Annotated in this window: 18 protein-coding genes; 10 read left to right on the plus strand and 8 right to left on the minus strand. The window is 64.8% G+C overall.

What is annotated here, in order from left to right:
• Positions 1–20 precede the first annotated feature (20 nt).
• The 3 genes from fdxA to G6P88_RS08795 all read left to right on the plus strand — a co-directional run bounded on the left by fdxA (position 21) and on the right by G6P88_RS08795 (position 2,041).
• The gene (fdxA, locus tag G6P88_RS08785; protein WP_165322809.1) at positions 21–359 is read left to right on the plus strand and encodes a ferredoxin FdxA; all 339 of its coding nucleotides are present in this window, start codon (positions 21–23) and stop codon (positions 357–359) included.
• Between the two features lie 230 nt (positions 360–589).
• The gene (locus G6P88_RS08790) at positions 590–1,108 is read left to right on the plus strand and encodes a CarD family transcriptional regulator (RefSeq protein WP_165322810.1); all 519 of its coding nucleotides are present in this window, start codon (positions 590–592) and stop codon (positions 1,106–1,108) included.
• 120 nt (positions 1,109–1,228) lie between these two features.
• Positions 1,229–2,041, plus strand: a complete 813-nt coding sequence (locus tag G6P88_RS08795) for a head GIN domain-containing protein (protein ID WP_165322811.1) — start codon at positions 1,229–1,231, stop codon at positions 2,039–2,041.
• Here G6P88_RS08795 and G6P88_RS08800 read toward each other — a convergent pair.
• Together G6P88_RS08800 and mgtE are read right to left on the minus strand one after the other, a co-directional pair.
• The gene (locus G6P88_RS08800; RefSeq protein WP_165322812.1) at positions 1,933–2,340 is read right to left on the minus strand and encodes a DUF1489 family protein; all 408 of its coding nucleotides are present in this window, start codon (positions 2,338–2,340) and stop codon (positions 1,933–1,935) included. The two genes, G6P88_RS08795 and G6P88_RS08800, sit on opposite strands and share 109 nt — an antisense overlap.
• Positions 2,341–2,371: 31 nt before the next feature.
• Positions 2,372–3,778, minus strand: a complete 1,407-nt coding sequence (mgtE, locus tag G6P88_RS08805; protein WP_165322813.1) for a magnesium transporter — start codon at positions 3,776–3,778, stop codon at positions 2,372–2,374.
• Positions 3,779–3,975: 197 nt separating this feature from the next.
• On the opposite strand from mgtE, the gene G6P88_RS08810 reads away from it, so the two are divergent.
• Positions 3,976–4,443: a peptidylprolyl isomerase gene (locus tag G6P88_RS08810; protein WP_165322814.1), complete on the plus strand. Its 468-nt coding sequence runs from the start codon at positions 3,976–3,978 to the stop codon at positions 4,441–4,443.
• A gap of 66 nt (positions 4,444–4,509) precedes the next feature.
• On the opposite strand, the gene G6P88_RS08815 is transcribed toward G6P88_RS08810, so the two are convergent.
• Entirely contained in the window at positions 4,510–5,394 is an 885-nt protein-coding gene (locus tag G6P88_RS08815) for a LysR substrate-binding domain-containing protein (RefSeq protein WP_165322815.1), read from the minus strand.
• Positions 5,395–5,763: 369 nt separating this feature from the next.
• Between G6P88_RS08815 and G6P88_RS08820 the strand changes: the two genes are divergently transcribed.
• The 3 genes from G6P88_RS08820 (at position 5,764) to G6P88_RS08830 (ending at position 9,114) form a co-directional block, all read left to right on the plus strand.
• Positions 5,764–6,399, plus strand: coding sequence for a class I SAM-dependent methyltransferase (locus G6P88_RS08820; RefSeq protein ID WP_425594481.1), 636 nt, complete (start codon positions 5,764–5,766; stop codon positions 6,397–6,399).
• A gap of 109 nt (positions 6,400–6,508) precedes the next feature.
• Entirely contained in the window at positions 6,509–6,850 is a 342-nt protein-coding gene (gene rpoZ / locus G6P88_RS08825; protein ID WP_165322816.1) for a DNA-directed RNA polymerase subunit omega, read from the plus strand.
• Positions 6,851–7,008: 158 nt separating this feature from the next.
• Positions 7,009–9,114 carry a RelA/SpoT family protein gene (locus tag G6P88_RS08830; protein WP_165322817.1) on the plus strand — a complete coding sequence of 702 codons (2,106 nt, stop codon included), beginning with the start codon at positions 7,009–7,011 and terminating at the stop codon, positions 9,112–9,114.
• Here the strand turns inward: G6P88_RS08830 and G6P88_RS08835 are convergent.
• The 3 genes from G6P88_RS08835 to G6P88_RS08845 form a co-directional block, all read right to left on the minus strand.
• The gene (locus G6P88_RS08835) at positions 9,111–9,797 is read right to left on the minus strand and encodes a TetR/AcrR family transcriptional regulator (RefSeq protein WP_165322818.1); all 687 of its coding nucleotides are present in this window, start codon (positions 9,795–9,797) and stop codon (positions 9,111–9,113) included. The genes G6P88_RS08830 and G6P88_RS08835 overlap by 4 nt on opposite strands.
• A gap of 204 nt (positions 9,798–10,001) precedes the next feature.
• On the minus strand, positions 10,002–11,717 hold the full coding sequence (locus tag G6P88_RS08840) for an ATP-binding cassette domain-containing protein (RefSeq protein ID WP_165322819.1): 1,716 nt from the start codon (positions 11,715–11,717) through the stop codon (positions 10,002–10,004).
• A gap of 113 nt (positions 11,718–11,830) precedes the next feature.
• The gene (locus G6P88_RS08845) at positions 11,831–12,103 is read right to left on the minus strand and encodes a hypothetical protein (RefSeq protein WP_165322820.1); all 273 of its coding nucleotides are present in this window, start codon (positions 12,101–12,103) and stop codon (positions 11,831–11,833) included.
• Positions 12,104–12,238: 135 nt separating this feature from the next.
• On the opposite strand from G6P88_RS08845, the gene G6P88_RS08850 reads away from it, so the two are divergent.
• Entirely contained in the window at positions 12,239–12,706 is a 468-nt protein-coding gene (locus G6P88_RS08850) for an Lrp/AsnC family transcriptional regulator (protein ID WP_206335903.1), read from the plus strand.
• Between the two features lie 3 nt (positions 12,707–12,709).
• Here the strand turns inward: G6P88_RS08850 and G6P88_RS08855 are convergent, their stop codons facing one another.
• Complete coding sequence (locus G6P88_RS08855) at positions 12,710–13,390, minus strand: DUF2490 domain-containing protein (protein WP_165322821.1); 681 nt, start codon at positions 13,388–13,390, stop codon at positions 12,710–12,712.
• Between the two features lie 51 nt (positions 13,391–13,441).
• Positions 13,442–14,512, minus strand: a complete 1,071-nt coding sequence (locus tag G6P88_RS08860; protein ID WP_206335904.1) for an AraC family transcriptional regulator — start codon at positions 14,510–14,512, stop codon at positions 13,442–13,444.
• A gap of 134 nt (positions 14,513–14,646) precedes the next feature.
• Here G6P88_RS08860 and G6P88_RS08865 point away from each other — a divergent pair, with 134 nt between their 5' ends.
• Entirely contained in the window at positions 14,647–15,906 is a 1,260-nt protein-coding gene (locus G6P88_RS08865; RefSeq protein WP_165322823.1) for a sulfotransferase family protein, read from the plus strand.
• Positions 15,907–15,943: 37 nt separating this feature from the next.
• On the plus strand, positions 15,944–17,125 hold the full coding sequence (locus G6P88_RS08870; protein WP_165322824.1) for a DUF1214 domain-containing protein: 1,182 nt from the start codon (positions 15,944–15,946) through the stop codon (positions 17,123–17,125).
• Positions 17,126–17,153: the final 28 nt, after the last annotated feature.

Consider the following 17,153-nt stretch of genomic DNA (forward strand, 5'->3'; position numbering starts at 1 on the left):
CCCCTGGGGAATAGTGGATAATGACCTACGTCGTCACCGATGCCTGCATCCGTTGCAAGTATATGGACTGTGTCGAGGTGTGCCCCGTCGACTGTTTCTACGAGGGCGACAACATGCTGGTGATCAACCCCAGCGAATGCATCGACTGCGGCGTCTGCGAACCGGAATGTCCCGCCGAAGCGATCCTGCCCGACACCGAATCCGGCCTGGAACAGTGGCTGGAACTCAACAATACTTTCGCCGCGCAGTGGCCGAACATCACGCGCAAGCGTGAAGCGCCGGCCGACGCTGACGAGTGGAAGGGCGTCGAGGGCAAATATGAGAAGCATTTCTCGCCGGAGCCCGGCCAGGGCGACTGATCGCCCGCTTCGCATCTGCAAAATGCGACCATCTTTGCCGCATCTGGGCCGGAACGGGCCCGGATGCTGGCTTTTCGCTTACTGATGTGTTACAGGATTCGCGTCCGGGCGCGATCCAGCGCGCCTGCAACAAGGAACCTGCGAGTCGCCGTATGAGGATTGCCGTCGGCCGCTAAGGGGAGGGCGGATCGGACGGAACTGATACGGCATCCCAAAGAAAGGTCTGCTAAATGGCTGCCAAGGCGCTGAGCTTCGTCGTCGGCGATTATGTTGTTTATCCCAAGCATGGTGTCGGCCGCGTGGTCGAACTGCAAAGCCAGGAAATTGCTGGAGCCAAACTCGAACTCTACGTTCTCCGGTTCGAAAAGGAGCGGATGACGCTCCGTGTCCCGACCAACAAGGCCGAGGCCGTTGGCATGCGGAAGCTCTCGTCCAACCTGACGATGAGCGAGGCACTTGCGACGCTCAAGGGCAAGCCCAAGATCAAGCGCACCATGTGGTCGCGCCGCGCCCAGGAATATGAAGCGAAGATCAATTCGGGCGACCTCGTGTCGATCTCCGAAGTGGTGCGCGACCTGTTCCGGGCCGACGATCAGCCCGAACAAAGCTATTCGGAGCGTCAGATCTTCGAAGCGGCCACCAGCCGCCTCGCCCGCGAGCTCGCCGCCATGGAAGCGGTCGACGAGCCCACGGCGCAGGAGAAGATCCTCGACATTCTCCGCAAGGCTGCGGCGATCCACAACAAATAAGACCCTTCCCCGGAAGGATGAATGAGGCGGCCTTTGCGGGCCGCCTTTTTCTTTGCCTTTTTCCTATGGTCGTCGCGCGTCGACCGTGTATTATCCATACAACACAGTTGAGAGGTCGTCATGCGCGCATCGGTTCTGTTGCTGATTTCCGCGGGGCTTTGTTCGCCTGCGCTGGCCGAAACGGCCGCCAGCCGCAATTTTGCCGTCGCAGGGTTCTCCCGGATCGTGGTCGAAGGCCCCTATGATGTGGAGGTCAGGACCGGCGGCCGGCCCGAGGCATCGGCGCGCGGGCCGCAGGACCAGCTCGATCGCCTGATCATCGCGGTGGATGGCGACACGCTGGTCGTCAAGACGCGCAGGTCGGCCTGGTCTTGGAATGCCGGGCGCAACGCCACGCGGGTCGCGATCACGGCGCCCGCGCTTCGCTCGGTCCAGCTCAGTGGATCGGGCAATATCGTGCTCGATCAAGCGAAGGGCCCCGCCTTTTCCGCCGGCGTCAGCGGATCGGGCGACATGCGTATCGGCCGCATCGACGCCGACAAGCTTTCGCTGCGCGTCACCGGTTCGGGCGACCTTGCGGCAAGCGGCACGGTCCAGAACGTCGAAGCCAGCGTGACCGGTTCGGGGGATATCATGGCACGCGACCTGACCACCGGAGGCCTGATCGCAACGGTAACCGGATCGGGCGATATCGACATCGGCGCAGCCAGGACCGCCAAGGCGACCGTCACAGGCTCGGGCGATATAAGGGTCGGCGGACGCCCCCGACTGTACCCAGCGCAAGACGGGGTCCGGGTCGATACGCTGCGGCGGCTGAACACGGTTCAGAGCAGCCCGAGGGTAGCCAGTTCCGCTTGCAGCGCGGCCGGGATCGCATCGGCATCGGCGGCATTCTCGCCAATGTCCCGAGGTGCGTCGGCGGCCGTCAGATAGCGCCACCCCTGGTGCGCCCGCCGCGGGCGAGGCTCGACCGGGATCAGCGTCGGCGCCAGGACGATCCCGCACCGACCGCCCTCTATATCCTCGAAGCCGATCAGAGGCTGCCGCAGCCCGAACCGGTGCTGCGATATCCAGTAGAGCGACCCGCCCGCCAGCTCCTCGAAGCGCTTCGGCTTGTAGCGGGTGGTCAGCACGATCGGCTCGCCGCGCTCGATCCGCGGCAGGAGCCGCGCCCGGAGGTCGTCGAATCCGTCGCATCCGAAGGCGATCTTGGTGATGTGGAGGTCGCTCATTTCCGCAATATCGGCGGAAGGCGGACCGGCTTCAACCGTGCAATCCCCAAAGGGCAGCCAGCCCCAGGAAGGAGAAGAATCCCATCACGTCGGTCGCGGTCGTGACGAACACCGCCGACGAGACCGCCGGATCGGCGCCCGCTTTGTCGAGGCCCACCGGCACCAGTATGCCTGCGAGGCCCGCCGTGATGTTGTTGATGATCATCGCGAGACAGATGACCAGGCCGAGATCGCGGTTGCCATAGATCAGGAACACGGCGAGGCCGATCAGTGCGCCGAGACACAGGCCGTTCATGATGGCGATCCGGAATTCGCGAAAGATCATGCGCGCGGTATTGGACGAGGTCAGCTGGTTGAGGGCGAGCGCCCGGACCGCCACGGCCATCGTCTGGGTGCCCGCATTGCCGCCCATGCCCGAGACGATCGGCATCAGAACCGCGAGCACCACCAGCCGCGAGATCGTTCCCTGGAAGAGCCCGACCACCGAAGCCGCGAGGATGGCGGTGCCGAGGTTCACGACCAGCCAGGTGAGCCGGACCTTCACCGTCTGCAGCACGGGCTCGTTGATGTCGCCGTCGCCCGCGCCGGACAGCTTCAATATGTCTTCGCCGGCCTCTTCCTGAATGATGTGGACGATGTCGTCGACCGTGATCATGCCGACGAGTCGCCCCGAATGATCGACCACGGCGGCGGAGATCAGCGCATATTTCTGGAAGCGGAGCGCGACCTCCTCCTGGTCCATGTCGACCGGGATCAGCGTCTGCTCGCGCGCCATGACATCGCCGACGGACACCTGGCGCGGGGTACGCATGATCCAGCTGAGCTTGCAGGTGCCGATCGGGCGGTGGCCCGCGTCGACGACGAACACCTCCCAGAAATCCGTGACCAGATCTTCGTTGCCGCGCAGATAGTCGAGCACATTGCCGACCGTCCAATGCTCGGGCACCGCGATAAGGTCGCGCTGCATCAGGCGTCCGGCGGACTCCTCGGGATAGGAGAGCGCCTCCTCGATCGCGGCGCGATCGTCGGGTTCCATCGCGCGGAGGACGGCGCGCTGGTCCTCCTCCTCCAGCTCCTCGATGATCGCGACGGCGTCGTCGGTTTCGAGCTGGGTGGCAATCTCCGCCACCTCGTGCGGCGCGAGCGCATCGATCAGCTCGTCACGCACCCATTCGTTCATTTCGGCGAAGACGTCGCCGTCGAGCAGGTCGGAGATAGCCGAGGCGATCGGCCGACGCATCTCCTGCGGCGCCAGCTCGAACAGGTCGGCGATATCGGCGGGATGAAGCGGGGACACCAGCGCGCGGGCGCCATCGGTATCGCCCTGTTCCACGCATTCTATGACCGCGTCGACGAAGCTCGACTTGAGGCGATCATCCTCGTCGTGGAGCTTCTCTGCAGCGGAGGAATCGAGGATTTCGCCGTCCGTTTCGCTCACGCCATCCTCCGCACGCCTGGCCGGAGCGCCGGTCTAGGGCGGTGACCGGCAAACGGCAATGGCGGGAATCGACGCGTTGGCGGCGCGGCGGCCTTTTGCGCCCGCTCCGCCGCGCAACGGATCAAACAACACTCGCCTCCGGCGCCATCTGCCGATAGGGACGGCAGCGGAGTCGTATCGACGAAAAGGAGTTCCCGATGGCCGCCGATCCCGAAAACACCCTGATCATGACGCTGGAGGGCGGCGATGTGGTCATCAACCTGCGCCCCGACCTCGCTCCCGGTCATGTTGCCCATATCAAGGAACTGACCCGCGAAGGTTTCTACGACGGCGTGGTCTTCCACCGCGTGATCGATGGCTTCATGGCGCAGGGCGGCGATCCGACCGGCACCGGCATGGGCGGCTCGGACAAGCCGAACCTGAAGGCCGAGTTCAATCGCGAGCCGCATGTCCGCGGTGTCTGCTCGATGGCACGCAGCGCCAACCCGAACAGCGCCAACAGCCAGTTCTTCATCTGCTTCGACGACGCACGCTTCCTCGACGGCCAGTACACCGTTTGGGGCATCGTCGAGTCGGGCATGGAGCATGTCGACGCGCTGCCCAAGGGCGAGCCGCCGCGCACGCCCGGCAAGATCGTCAAGGCGCGCATCGCCGCCGACGCCTGATCTGCAAGCACAGCTTGGAAATGCCTCTCCGGTTCACGCCGGGGAGGCATTTTTCATTTGGCTGTGTCAGACGGTCGAGATCGTCTCGAAAAGCCAGTCGTGGAAAATCCGCACGGCGCGCGTCGAGAGCGCCGGGCGGCGACAAGCGAAGAAATAGCCGTAGGGGCTGTCGATCGACTCATCGAAGATATGGGTGAGCCGGTCGTCATGCGCATCTTCGAGATGGCTGCGGAGCATGAATGCCACGCCCAGCCCCTGCGCCGCCGCATCGAGCATCAGCTGTCCGGAATCGAACACGTCGACCGCGGCCGGCTCCAGATCCGGCCGCCCCAGCGCTTCCCGCCAGATGGTGAAGAGCTCGGGCATGTCGCGGTGCAAAAAGATCGTGAGACGAGCGAGATCGTCGACTTTGCCGACCGGGTAGCGCCCCGTCAGCAAAGAGCGGTTAACGATCCCGACCACCGTGTCCCGGTCGATCCGTCGCGAATAGAGGCTGGAATCGACGTCGCGCGCCAGCACGATCGCAGCGTCGACGCCCTCCCCCAGCCGCGCCAGAGCATGGCTGCCCGTATCGATGTCGATGTGCAGTTCGGGATGCCGTCCGCGCAATTCGGGCAGGCGCCCCATCAGGCGCTGCGACGCGAACAGGGGCATGACTCCCAGGCGTAGCCGCACAAGTTCGGTTTCGCCGGAGCTGGCATCGATCGCCAGGGTGAGCTGGTCGAGAGCGGGCGCGATGCGCGACAGCAACTTCTCGCCCTCGGCGGACAATATCATCGCCTGGTGGCGGCGCTCGAACAGGCTACGGCCCATGAAGCGCTCCAGCGCCTGCACCCGGCGGCTCAGCGCGGGCGAGGACAGCGCCAGTTCCTCGGCTGCGGCCTTGACCGAGCCCAGGCGGGCGACCTGAACGAACGCCTCTATGGCGGTCAGCGGGGGCAGTCTGCGCATGCGACCCTTTCATTCCGCCGCCTTGCATTGCGATGCAAAATGCAATCCGTGCGCTCAGCAACGGCGTGGAAACATCTTATGGCAGCAATGGCGGGAGATTCAAGATTGCAGAAGTTGCAATCCACCCTCCCAATTTCGCACTTGCGAGATTTTATGCCGCATCGCAATAAGGACGGGCCTTTCAGGCATCCTCTCCTAAAACTTTACGGCCGGCGCCTTCGGGCTGCCGGCCTTTTTTTTGCTCAGCCCTATTCTCCCTGCAACCTGCGCCCTCTCTGAGGCGTCCTGTCGTTTCCATAGTCGGCATCGCTTGCCATGCGCGGCGGCTTTTGCGACGGAACGTGCAAAGACAGATCCGATGGGACGAACATGGGTGATTTGATGGCCGAACGATCGCTGGACGGCGGCGTGACCTCCCGCTCCGCGCGAAAGACGGCCAGCCCAATGGCGCTGTTCTTCCGCGAATTCCTGCGACATCCGGCCATGATCGGCTCGATCATTCCATCGTCCCGACGAACGATCGAGGCCATGTTGTCCGACGTGCGCTGGGACGAGACTCGGCTTTTCGTCGAATATGGGCCGGGTGTCGGGACCTTCTGCGACACCATCCTCGAACGCCTTGCGCCAGAGGCGACGCTCCTCGTCATCGACACCAACCCGGCATTCATCGACTATCTGCGACGGCGCTATACCGACAGCCGCTTTATCGCGGTGCACGGATCGGCCGCCGACGTCGGGGATATCATTACCGCCCACGGATTCGACAGCGCGGACTATGTGCTTTCCGGCCTTCCCTTCTCCACATTGCCAGCCGGCGTCGGCGCGCGAATCGCCGAGCAGACCTTCGAAGCGCTCAGCCCGGGTGGCAGCTTTCTCATCTACCAATATTCGCCCTATGCACTGCGGCTGCTGGCCCCGCATTTCCCGCGCGTCGATCGCGCCTTCGAATGGCTCAACATCCCGCCCTGCCACATCCTCAAGGCGCGAAAGCCACTCGAGACCTGACGCCTGACCTGATCGGCCACATCCCTGACAGGGCATTTTCCTTTACATTCGCGGCGGCGCCTGTTAGCCGCGCCCTCTTTCCGAATTACGAGTTAGAACGGAGCGTTCCATGGCGCGCGTTACAGTCGAGGATTGCGTCGACAAGATTCCCAACCGGTTCGACCTGGTGCTGCTTGCAGCTCAGCGCGCCCGCCAGATTTCGGGCGGCGCCGAACTGACGGTCGACCGCGACCGCGACAAGAACCCGGTGGTCGCGCTGCGCGAGATCGCAGAACAGACCGTCACCCCGCCCGACCTGCACGAGGCGGTCGTTTCTTCGCTCCAGCGCGTGCGCGTGGACGACGATGACGCTCCGGACGAGATCGGCTCGCTCGCGGCTTCGGCCGAAGCGCTGCGCCTGACGGCAGCAGCCCCGCCGCGCAACCAGAATATCGGCGGCGACTACGACTGATAGGTCGTATCTGCTGCGATGATGATGCGGCCCGCTTGCCCCACGGCAGGCGGGCCGTTTCGCATGTGGTGCATTTGTGACACGCAACGGGCCCGCCCGACGCGGAATCGATCTTTTCGCAGTTGCATCATGCCCGGCGGCACCCCAATCATGGTTATGTGCTGAGACAATATGAACTTGTAGACCGGGTCCTGAGCTACGACCCGGACGCCGACGAGGCCCTCCTCAATCGGGCCTATGTCTTTTCGATGCAGGCGCATGGCAGCCAGAAGCGGGCCAGCGGCGATCCTTATTTCAGCCACCCGATCGAGGTGGCCGGCATTTTGACCGATCTGCAACTCGACGACGAGACGATCGCGACGGCGATCCTGCACGACACGATCGAAGATACGGTCGCGACCCCGGAGCAGATCGAGAAGACCTTCGGTGCATCGGTCGCGCGGCTGGTCGACGGCGTCACGAAGCTGTCGAAGATCGAGGCCCAGACGGAGAATGAGCGCGCCGCAGAGAATCTGCGCAAATTCCTGCTGGCGATGTCGAGCGATATCCGCGTGCTGCTGGTCAAGCTGGCGGACCGCCTGCACAATATGCGCACGCTGCATCACATCGCATCGGAGCAGAAGCGTCGCCGCATCGCCCGCGAGACGATGGACATCTACGCGCCGCTCGCCGAGCGGATCGGCATGTACGAGTTCATGCGCGAGATGCAGACGCTGGCCTTCCAGCAACTCGAACCCGACGCCTATGATTCGATCACGAAGCGGCTCAAGCAGCTCAACGAAGGTGGCGGCGACCTGATCTCGCGGATCAGCTCGGGGCTGCGGCTCCAGCTCGGCCGCGCGGGGATCCAGGCCGACATTCAGGGCCGCGAGAAGCATCCCTATTCGATCTGGCGCAAGATGGCCGAGCGGCACATCAGCTTCGAACAGCTGTCCGACGTCATGGCCTTTCGTGTGATCGTCAAGGACATCGAGGATTGCTACAAGACGCTCGGCGTCCTGCACCGCCGCTGGCCGATGGTTCCCGGACGGTTTAAGGACTATATCTCGACGCCCAAGCGCAACGGCTATCGCTCGCTGCACACCTCGATCATCCATTCGGAAAAGATGCGGATCGAGGTGCAGATCCGCACGGAGGAGATGCACGCGGAGGCGGAGTTCGGCCTTGCCGCGCACTGGGCCTATAAGCAGGGCAAGCAGACCGATCCCAACGGCAACCACAGCTGGATCCGGGACCTCGTCGACATCCTGGAACATGCGGGTAATCCCGAGGAACTGCTCGAGCATACGAAGATGGCGATGTACCAGGATCGCATCTTCGCCTTCAGTCCCACCGGTGAGCTCATCCAGTTGCCCAAGGGCTCGACGGCGATCGACTTTGCTTATGCCGTCCACACGGACGTCGGCGACACGACGGTCGGCGCCAAGGTGAACGGTCGCGTGGTCCCGCTGAGGACCCCCATCGAAAATGGCGACCAGGTGCAGATCTTGCGGTCCAAGGCGCAGGAGCCCCAGGTGGAGTGGCTCGCCTTCGCCTATACCGGCAAGGCGCGCGCCTCGATCCGCCGCTTCGTGCGGCAGAAGGAGCGCGACGAAACGATCACCCTCGGTCGGAAATTCTACGACGAGATCGTTCGGCGGCTGCCCGCGGCATTGGGCACCGACGCGATGACCGACGCGCTCAAGCGGCTCAAACTGCCCGACGAAGACTCGCTGATGGAGGCGATCGCCCGCAGGCTCGTCGACGATGCCTCGGTGATGGACGCGCTGATGCCGGGCAGCGCCGAGAAGGCCGGCGTCAAGCGCCGCGAACCCGTCCAGCGGGATGCGATCTCGATGAAAGGCCTGACCCCCGGGGTCGCTTTCCAGCTTGCGAAATGCTGCAACCCGGTGCCCGGCGACCGCATCATCGGCGTGCGTCAGCCCGATCAACCGGTGCAGGTGCACACGATCGACTGCCGCGTCCTGGCCGAAAGCGACGAAACGAACTGGGTGGACCTCGCCTGGGGCGACGGATCGGACGGCGCCAGCGCGCGGCTGAACGTGATCGTCAAGAACGAGCCCGGCGCACTGGGGGTCATGTCGGGCATATTGGGCACCTACCACGCCAATATCGTCAACCTGACGCTGTCGCACCGCGACGCCGCCTTCCACACCTATGACGTCACCGTGGAAGTCGACGATCTCCAGCATCTGATGAAGATCATTGCTGCGCTGCGGGCGGCCGATGCCGTCTCCTCGGCCGAAAGAACGCCCTCGGGCTAGGCGAGAGCGTCCTGCCTCGCCGCAGCGAGCGGAAAGGCGCCGCGCACGAAGGTGCGTACGCGAAACTGGGTCTGTCGCTCCAGGTCCGCATCGAGAAGGCCGATCCCCATCGCGGTGGTGCGCGCCGGACCGCCCACGACGAGGTTGAGAAAGGCGGCTGCTGCGTCTTCGGCCTCGTCCGCATCGAAACCGCTACCGGCCCAACGGCGACGGAAGAGGTCGGCCAGATAGACGATCGTGCGCTGCGTCCCGCGTTGATAGGCGTAGCGACCGATTTCAGGGAGATGATAGGATTCGCAGTTCACAAGGCGCATCAGCCGCAAGCCCCTCGAACTGAGCAGGTTGGTGACAAGAAGACGGGCAATATCCTGAAGGCAATGCTCGACATCGTCGCGTTCCAACGCGCGAAAGCGTTCGATGGGGACCGCCCAGTCATCGATCGCTCGCTGCAGCGCTGCCTTGAACAGCCCCTCCTTGTCGCGATAGCGCGCATAGACGGTGCGCTTCGCCATGCCGACCGAAGCCGCGATTCCCTCGATCGTCGTCCGCTCGAACCCGTGGTCGAGGAACAGCGCCAGCGCATGGTCGAGAAGCTCGGCGTTGCGCGCGTCGATCTCCTCCCGGCGTGGCCGCCCCGGCCCGGGACGCCGGTGGTTCGTCAGACGATGGACGTTATCGAGCATCGCGGAGCCTCATCCCTGAAAGTCGTGGAAGGGAGGAAGGTCGCTCGCCCCAATGGGCGGCCATAGCTGACGGCCTGATCCGCGCGAGGCAGATGCCTATCTCTCGTGGCGCCATCAGGCTGGCCTCCCCATCGGGCCCCGTCCTGACGGCGAAGCTCCCGATCAAAGGCTGCACGCAATCCCCGTGCCTGACAAGCGGGAAGCTCAGCGTTCGACCGTCAGTCGGCCATCTTCGATTCGGAGTATATGGTCGGCGCGATCGAGCAGCCAGCCGCCATGACTGATCGACACGATCGTCATACGGCCGTGCAGCGCAGCGATCGCATCCGCGATGGCGGCCTGGTTGGCCGCATCAAGCGCGCTCGTCGCCTCGTCGAGCAGCAGCAGAGCCGGGCGATCGAGCAAGGCACGCGCCAGCGCGAGGCGCTGCCGCTCGCCCCCCGACAGGCGCACGCCATCGTCGCCGATCGCAGTGTCGAGTCCGGCCGGCAGGCTGTGGACGAACTGCGCCGAAGCGGCCTCGAGCGCGGCCAGCATCTGCTCCTCGCTCGCATCCGGAACGGCGGCCAAGAGATTCTCCCGCACCGTCGCATTGAACAGCATGGAATGCTGGTCGACATAGGCGACCGATCGTCGCCAGGCGATCCGCTCGCTCCCGGCGATGATCCGCCCATCGACCTCCAGATGCCCTTCATCGGGGGAGAGCAGGCCCGTGATCAGATCGGCAAAGGTGCTCTTGCCGCTGCCTGACGGCCCGATGACAGCCGTCGTGCTGCGCGCCTCGATCCGGCAATCGACATTGGCGAGGGCCGGCCGATCCCGGCCCGGGTAGCGCAGTGCCACCTGCGACAGGCCGATGTCCCGCTCCAGCCCGATACGGGGGGCACCGGGATCGATCGCCGGCTCGGCGACCGCATCGATCTCCTCGACCAGCTGTTGGACGGCATCGACGGTCGGCGCCGCGTGGACCCAGATGTTCCAGCTGTCCTGCGCACCGCCGATCATCGGGCCGATCCGAACGATGGCCACGAGCAGCGGCAGGAGCATGCCGATCGGCAGTCCGACCAGCGCATAGCCGAAGGCCACCAGCGCGACCGCGACCAGCGCGGTCACCAGCTGCGCAACACCGCCGATCAGCGCGACATCGCGTCCATGGCCGATCTGGACGTCGCGCAGACGCTGCACCGCCGCCCCGAGCTCGGCTTCCGCGGCCGGTTGCCGGTGAAGCAGCCGGTTGAGGCGGAGCTGGGTGACCCCTTCCTGTCCCAGGCGATGGACATGGTTGGACAGCGGCGTCACCTGTTGCGCCAGCCGCGCGACCCGGCCCCGCTGCTGGCGGAAGATCGCCGCAATCAGCCCCCCCGCCAGGATCGCCGCAAGCGCCGTCTGCCAGGAGATGAGGACAGCCACGGTAAGATTGACCGCGATCGATACCAGCAGACCCATCACCCTGATCGCGGAATAGAGACCGCTGCTGATGCGGCCGAGCTGGGTAGACATGGCGGCGACATGGTCGGCGCCGCGCCGTTGCGACAGCCAGCGCCATTCCGCACGCCCCAGAGCCCTGAAGATGCGCATCCTGAGTCCGTCGACTACATCCTGTTCAAGATGACGTCGCTGCACGCTCAGCACCAGATTGATGACGACGCGCAGGAGAACCAGCAGGAAGCCGAGCCCGAGCGCGAGGATAACGAACTGCGGCTTCGACAGGCCCAGCATGTCCAGATAGCGGTCGGCGCGCCCGTCGCCCGCTTCGAGCGACAGCAGCAGCGGCACCATGATCAGCAGGCCGACGCCCTCGGTCAGGCTCGACACGACGGACAGGCCGACGACGGCCCCAACGCGCCGCTGGCCTTGCAGAAGGGCACGCAGGGTTGTCAGCGCATCGGGTGCGTTCGCGGCGGTCGGCGGGGCGTCCATAGGCCGTCCATAGGCAGCTGCAGGCCGTTCATCCAGCACCCTCCGCCGCGCTTCGACATTATCCTTTGTCCAGCACCGCGTGGCGTGGCCCTGCCGTGACCGCCTCCAGCCGGTCAGGAGGCGTCGGCGATCGATCCCGCGGTCCTGACACCCGGTATCCCCCGCATCAGGGCCAGCAGGCCCGCGCCTGCCTCGACACCGCTCGGCATCTCCATCGTCACCGTCATCGTCCGGCCCTCGCGGCGCAGGTTCATCGTCTGCGGCAGGCGATCATAAGCGACGAGCAGGTCAAGCAGCCGGCCCGTTACGCCGAGATCGACCTCGGCCTCAAGGGCTATGCGTGAGCGATGGTCGGCCAGCGAAGGCGAATGGGTGGCAAGGCTCATGGCGGTTCCCGTCAGGTCTGTAACGATGCAGCTATTAACCTAAGCCCGCCGGAATATTCGTCTCAATCACCGATCATCTCGATCAATATGAGAATGATGTTTCTTACAGAGTGGTTTTCCGAGTATGTTTTTGCAATGAAACTCGACTCCTACGAACGCAAGATCCTCGCGCTGCTCCAGCAGGACTGCTCGCTCTCCGCGGCCGAGATCGCGGAGAAGGTCGGCCTCTCGACGACGCCCTGCTGGCGGCGCATCCAGCGGCTGCGCGAAAGCGGCGTCATCGCTCGGCAGGTCGCGCTCGTCGATCGCCGGAAGATCGGACTCAACGCGCAGATCTTCGCGCAGGTCAAACTCAACGCCCATGGCCGCCAGCATCTCGACGAGTTCACCGCCGCGATCCGCGAATTCCCGGAAGTGCTAGAAGCCTTCGTTCTGATGGGTCCGGTCGATTTCCTGCTGCGCATCGTTGCCGCCGACATCGACGCCTATGAGCGCTTCTTCTTCGACAAGCTCAGCCGGCTGCAGGGCGTGCAGGAGATCAATTCGATCGCAGCCCTGTCGGAGATCAAGTCGACGACCGCGCTGCCGCTGCCGTCCACCTGATCCTTACAGGCGCGCGAACAGCGAGAAGGACAGGACGTGGTTCATCCGGCGGCGGCCGCCGGTCTGGTTGACCAGCTGATTCAGATAGCCCAGTTCGATCGTCGTCTTGCCCACGACCGGAATCTCCGCGCCGATGAAGCTCCGCAACTGGTCGAAACCCGATCGGGCGCCCCAATCGGTATCGTTGAGCGCCAGAAAGCCTTCGGCATAGCCGAGCGCAGCCAGCCCGTTACTGGCGACGGGGACTTCGAGCCTGACCATTTCGCGCAGCCGGTGCCCGACATCGTCGCCATCGGCACGCCAGCGCTGCTCCAGCCGGGTGCGGGTGGAGATCTCCCCGCCCCAGGGCTTCCCCATGACCCAGCTGAGCTGCTGGAAGCTGCGATGCTCGCGCAGGTCGCGCGCACCTTCGCGCTTGGTGATCACGCGAGCATAGCCCTGGTACAGGGTCATCGTCGGCGACAGCTTCACGCCGATCGCCGGGCGCAGCAACAACTGGTCGAGCCGGCTTACGCCGTCGCCGAAGCGCGGCTGCACCTCGGCGAAATAGACGACCTTGCCCTTGAGCGATCCCATCAGCGTGAGATTTACCCAGGCTTGCTCGTCATGGGCAGTCTCGGCCAGCGCGGGCTGTGCAGCAAACATCAGGGACAGGACGGCCAGAGAGGCGCGCAGGATGTTCATAAAAGGGGGCTCTTGCTCGGGTGCGGAGCCCCCTCCTTGCCAGACACCCTGTTACGAAAGCGTTTCCCCATTCGATCCTAATGTCTCCCCGCTGTCGCGCCGCGCCCGTCGATAGGCGGCAGGCGAGAGGCCGGTCCACCGCCGGAAGGCCGCCCGAAAGCTTCCCGTATCGCGAAAGCCCGACCGCAGCGCGATCTCGTCGATCGACCGGCTGCCAACGGCGAGGGCTTCGGTGGCCAAGCCGCGCTGCGCCTTTTCGCGTAACATTCGTACCGAACAACCGGCCTCCGCCAGGTGGCGGCGCAAGCTGCTCTGGCTTCGCCCCGTCATCTCCGCCAGCTGCTCGAGCGTGGGCAACCGCCCTTCGCGCGCCAGCGCCATCGCGTAGAGCGTCCGCACGCGATCGGGCAGGGCCAGGCTGTCGGGCGAGGCGGCCAGGAAATCGAAGGGAAAATCGACCAGCAGCCGGTCGAGGTCGTCCGGCGTGCGCACGATCGGCATCGACAGCATATGGGCGGGCAAGGAGATGCGGTTGACCGCGCAACCGAAGGCCAGCTCGCCCGAGAAGAAGTCGGACACCGCTTCGGCGGCATAGCGTTCATCATAGGCCAAGCCGACCGAGAAGACATGTTCGCCGGTTCCGAGCAGCCAGCCATAGAGACGGCAGAACATCGACATGCCGGCCAGATCGGACAGGAAGCTGCTGAGGTTGGTCCGCCGTCGCAGCGTGTCGACCAGGATGTGCGCCGTCCCGTCGCCCCGCTCAAGTCGGATGGTCGAGATCTTCTCCAGCCGCGTCCGGAAAAAGGCGGCCTGCCGTTCGATCACCTCTTCGAGCTTGCGGCAGGTGATGACGCAATGGCACATCAGCCGGAACTCATCGGGGTGCATCTGCGGTTTGCGGTCCAGCCGGCTCGAATGCCAGCCTATGGTGACGATCGCTTCGCGATAGATGGCGACCAGCAGGCGCCGGTCGATCGCGGTGACCCGGCCATTTTCAAGATCGGCGGGCAGGAAGCCAGCCCCGGCCTTGCGCAGCAGGTCGGCCGGCTCGCCCCCGATACGCGATATCTTCTGCAGCAGCTTGAGCAGTTCGGACACAGGCCTGCCGCCCTCGATCATCCCACGCCCCCGAACGAAAACCCTATTCTCTATGAAGGAAGACCCTATCCTCTTCCACCCCCGCATGGTCCTATCACCGGAAGAAACGGACAGACGGAGGCGCGCGCATCGCCCCGATCGAACGGAGGATGAGGATGAGCGAGAAGGACGGGTCACCGATCTCCAGCTGGGCACCGCCCCCACGCCCGGAATGGCTCGCGCAGTTCCTCGCCGAGACCGCCGCCTGGGACGCGGACAGCGTGGCGCCGCTCGACGCGAAGGAACTGATCGCAACGGCGAGCGCTCGCACCGGCCTCAGCGATTTCGGCAGCGACGACTGGCGCGAACCGCTCGAAATCATGGTCAAGGCGATCAACGAGGAGGCCGAGCTCCACCTGTTCGGCCGGCTCTGGACCCGGCAGGAGCTGCTGCATTTCCTGGAGGTCAGGCTGCAGGTCGAGGAGGCCTATCGCCAACATCCAGAGATCGAGGACGAGGTGATCGACAAACCGGTCTTCGTGACCGGGCTCCCCCGGTCGGGCACCTCGATCCTGTTCGAGCTGCTGGCGCAGGACAAGCAGTTCCTCGCACCCGCGAACTGGGAGTTCGTCCTCCCCTGCCCGCCCCCCGAGGCAGCCACCTATCGTACCGATCCACGCGTGCCGCGCGCGCATGACATGATCACGCAGATGGGCCGGGTCGCGCCGACCTATCAGGCGATGCACGAAATGGGCGCCTGGATCCCGAACGAGTGCGGGGTCGCCTTCCGGCTGACCTTCCGGTCGCAGCACCTCGCCGCCGCCTTCCAGGTGCCGACCTATGTGAACTGGCTGTTCGGGGCGGACCAGACGCCCGTCTATGCCTATTACCGCCGGCTGCTGAAGCTGCTGCAATGGCGCAACCCGCGTGACCATTGGCTGCTCAAGGCACCCGAGCATCAGAGCTTCCTGCCGACGCTGTTCGACGTCTTTCCCGACGCCCGCGTCATCGTCACACACCGCGATCCCGTGAAGGCGCAAGGATCAGTCACGAACCTGCTCGGCACCATCTACTGGATGCGCAGCGACAAAGCATTCGACGCGCGAGCCTTCGAGGAACTGCTGACACCCGAAGGCACCGCAGCACGTCTGGAACAGATGATCGACTGGATCGAACAGGGCGCGATCCCCGCGGACCAGATCGTCCATTCGAACTATGCCGATCTGATCGACTCGCCCGTCGATGCGCTCGAAAAGCTCTACGCGAAGATCGGCTTCCCCTTCACCGATCAGGCGCGTTCGGCCGTGGCCGACTATCTCGCCCACAAGCCCAAGGGGAAGTTCGGCGCGCACGCCTATCAGGTCGACCAGCAGGACCGGACCCGGCAGCTGTTCCACCGTTACCAGAGCTATTTCGACGTACCGAGCGAAGCCTGAGCGCCGCCCACCAACCGTCCGGGAAAGGACCATGCCGATGACCACGGACCATGACCTGCTGCTGCGCAATGCGTGGAATGATTTCTGCGACTCGCTGAAGCGCGCCGGGGAGATCAGTTTCCGCGAGACCGCATCGTCCAATCCGGTCGACCGCGCCGCGGCGATCCGGCTGCTGTCGCGCAACATCGGCCTCGCACTCGCCTTCGAGCTGGAGAACAAGGACCCGCTCCACCCCGAGATCATGCATTATTTCGATCCGATGCGGAAACAGGGTGGGGACAACACGGACGCCCTCTATGTCGGTGCCCCGATCAACGGCACCGACACCTACCGGGTGAGCGGCAAGCGCGGGAACGCGCGCTATTTCAGCGTCACCGTGGTCGAGCGCGGCGCCACGCCCTGGGGCGGAGCGGTGCCCTCGGTCCTGTTCGGAGACGATCTCGAGGTCGACGAGGACGGCAATTTCGAGCTTTGGGTCGGGCCGGACGAGCGCCCCGGCAACTGGATCCGCACCACGCCCGACACCTTCCGCCTGACCTTCCGGCAGTTCTTTGCCGACTGGGAAGGCGAGAAGCCCATGGAGGCGCGCATCGACCGCATCACCGGCGACGGCGCCCCGCCCCAGCTGACGCCAGAGACGGTCGCCGACGGCCTGGCTGCCGCTGCGCACTGGCTCCACTGGTCGGTGACCTATTGGGCCGACATGATCGACAAATGGAAGGTCCAGCCCAACCGCTTCCTCTCCTATCGCCAGCTCGACGACAACAAGATCGACGCGACCCCGGGGGGCGAGCCGCTGATCTGCTACTGGATGCTGCCCGAGGATGAGGCTCTCATCATCCGTGTCCGCCCACCCGAAGCGCGCTACTGGGCGGTCGAGTTCGGCAATTACTGGTGGGAGACGATGGACTATCGCTATCGCCTCGCCAACACCAACTGCCACTATGCCGCGCTGGAGGAGGATGGCGAACTGATCGTGGTCGTCAGCCATGACGATCCGGGCGTCCCCAACTGGCTCGACCCGTCAGGGCATAGCGAAGGCTATGTCACCTATCGCTGGATGATCGCCGACCAGTATCCTGTTCCCACCTGCCAGCAGGTCAAGCGCGGCGAGCTGTTCGATCATCTACCCGCCGGCATGCAGCGGATCGGAGCAGAGGAACGGCGCGAGCAGCTGGCCGGGCGCCGCCGGGGCATCGTCCAGCGCTTCAAATGGTGAAGCGGGCGCCCGCCTTGTCCGCGGACGC

The sequence above is a fragment of the Rhizorhabdus phycosphaerae genome (assembly GCF_011044255.1).
GTDB lineage: Bacteria > Pseudomonadota > Alphaproteobacteria > Sphingomonadales > Sphingomonadaceae > Rhizorhabdus > Rhizorhabdus phycosphaerae.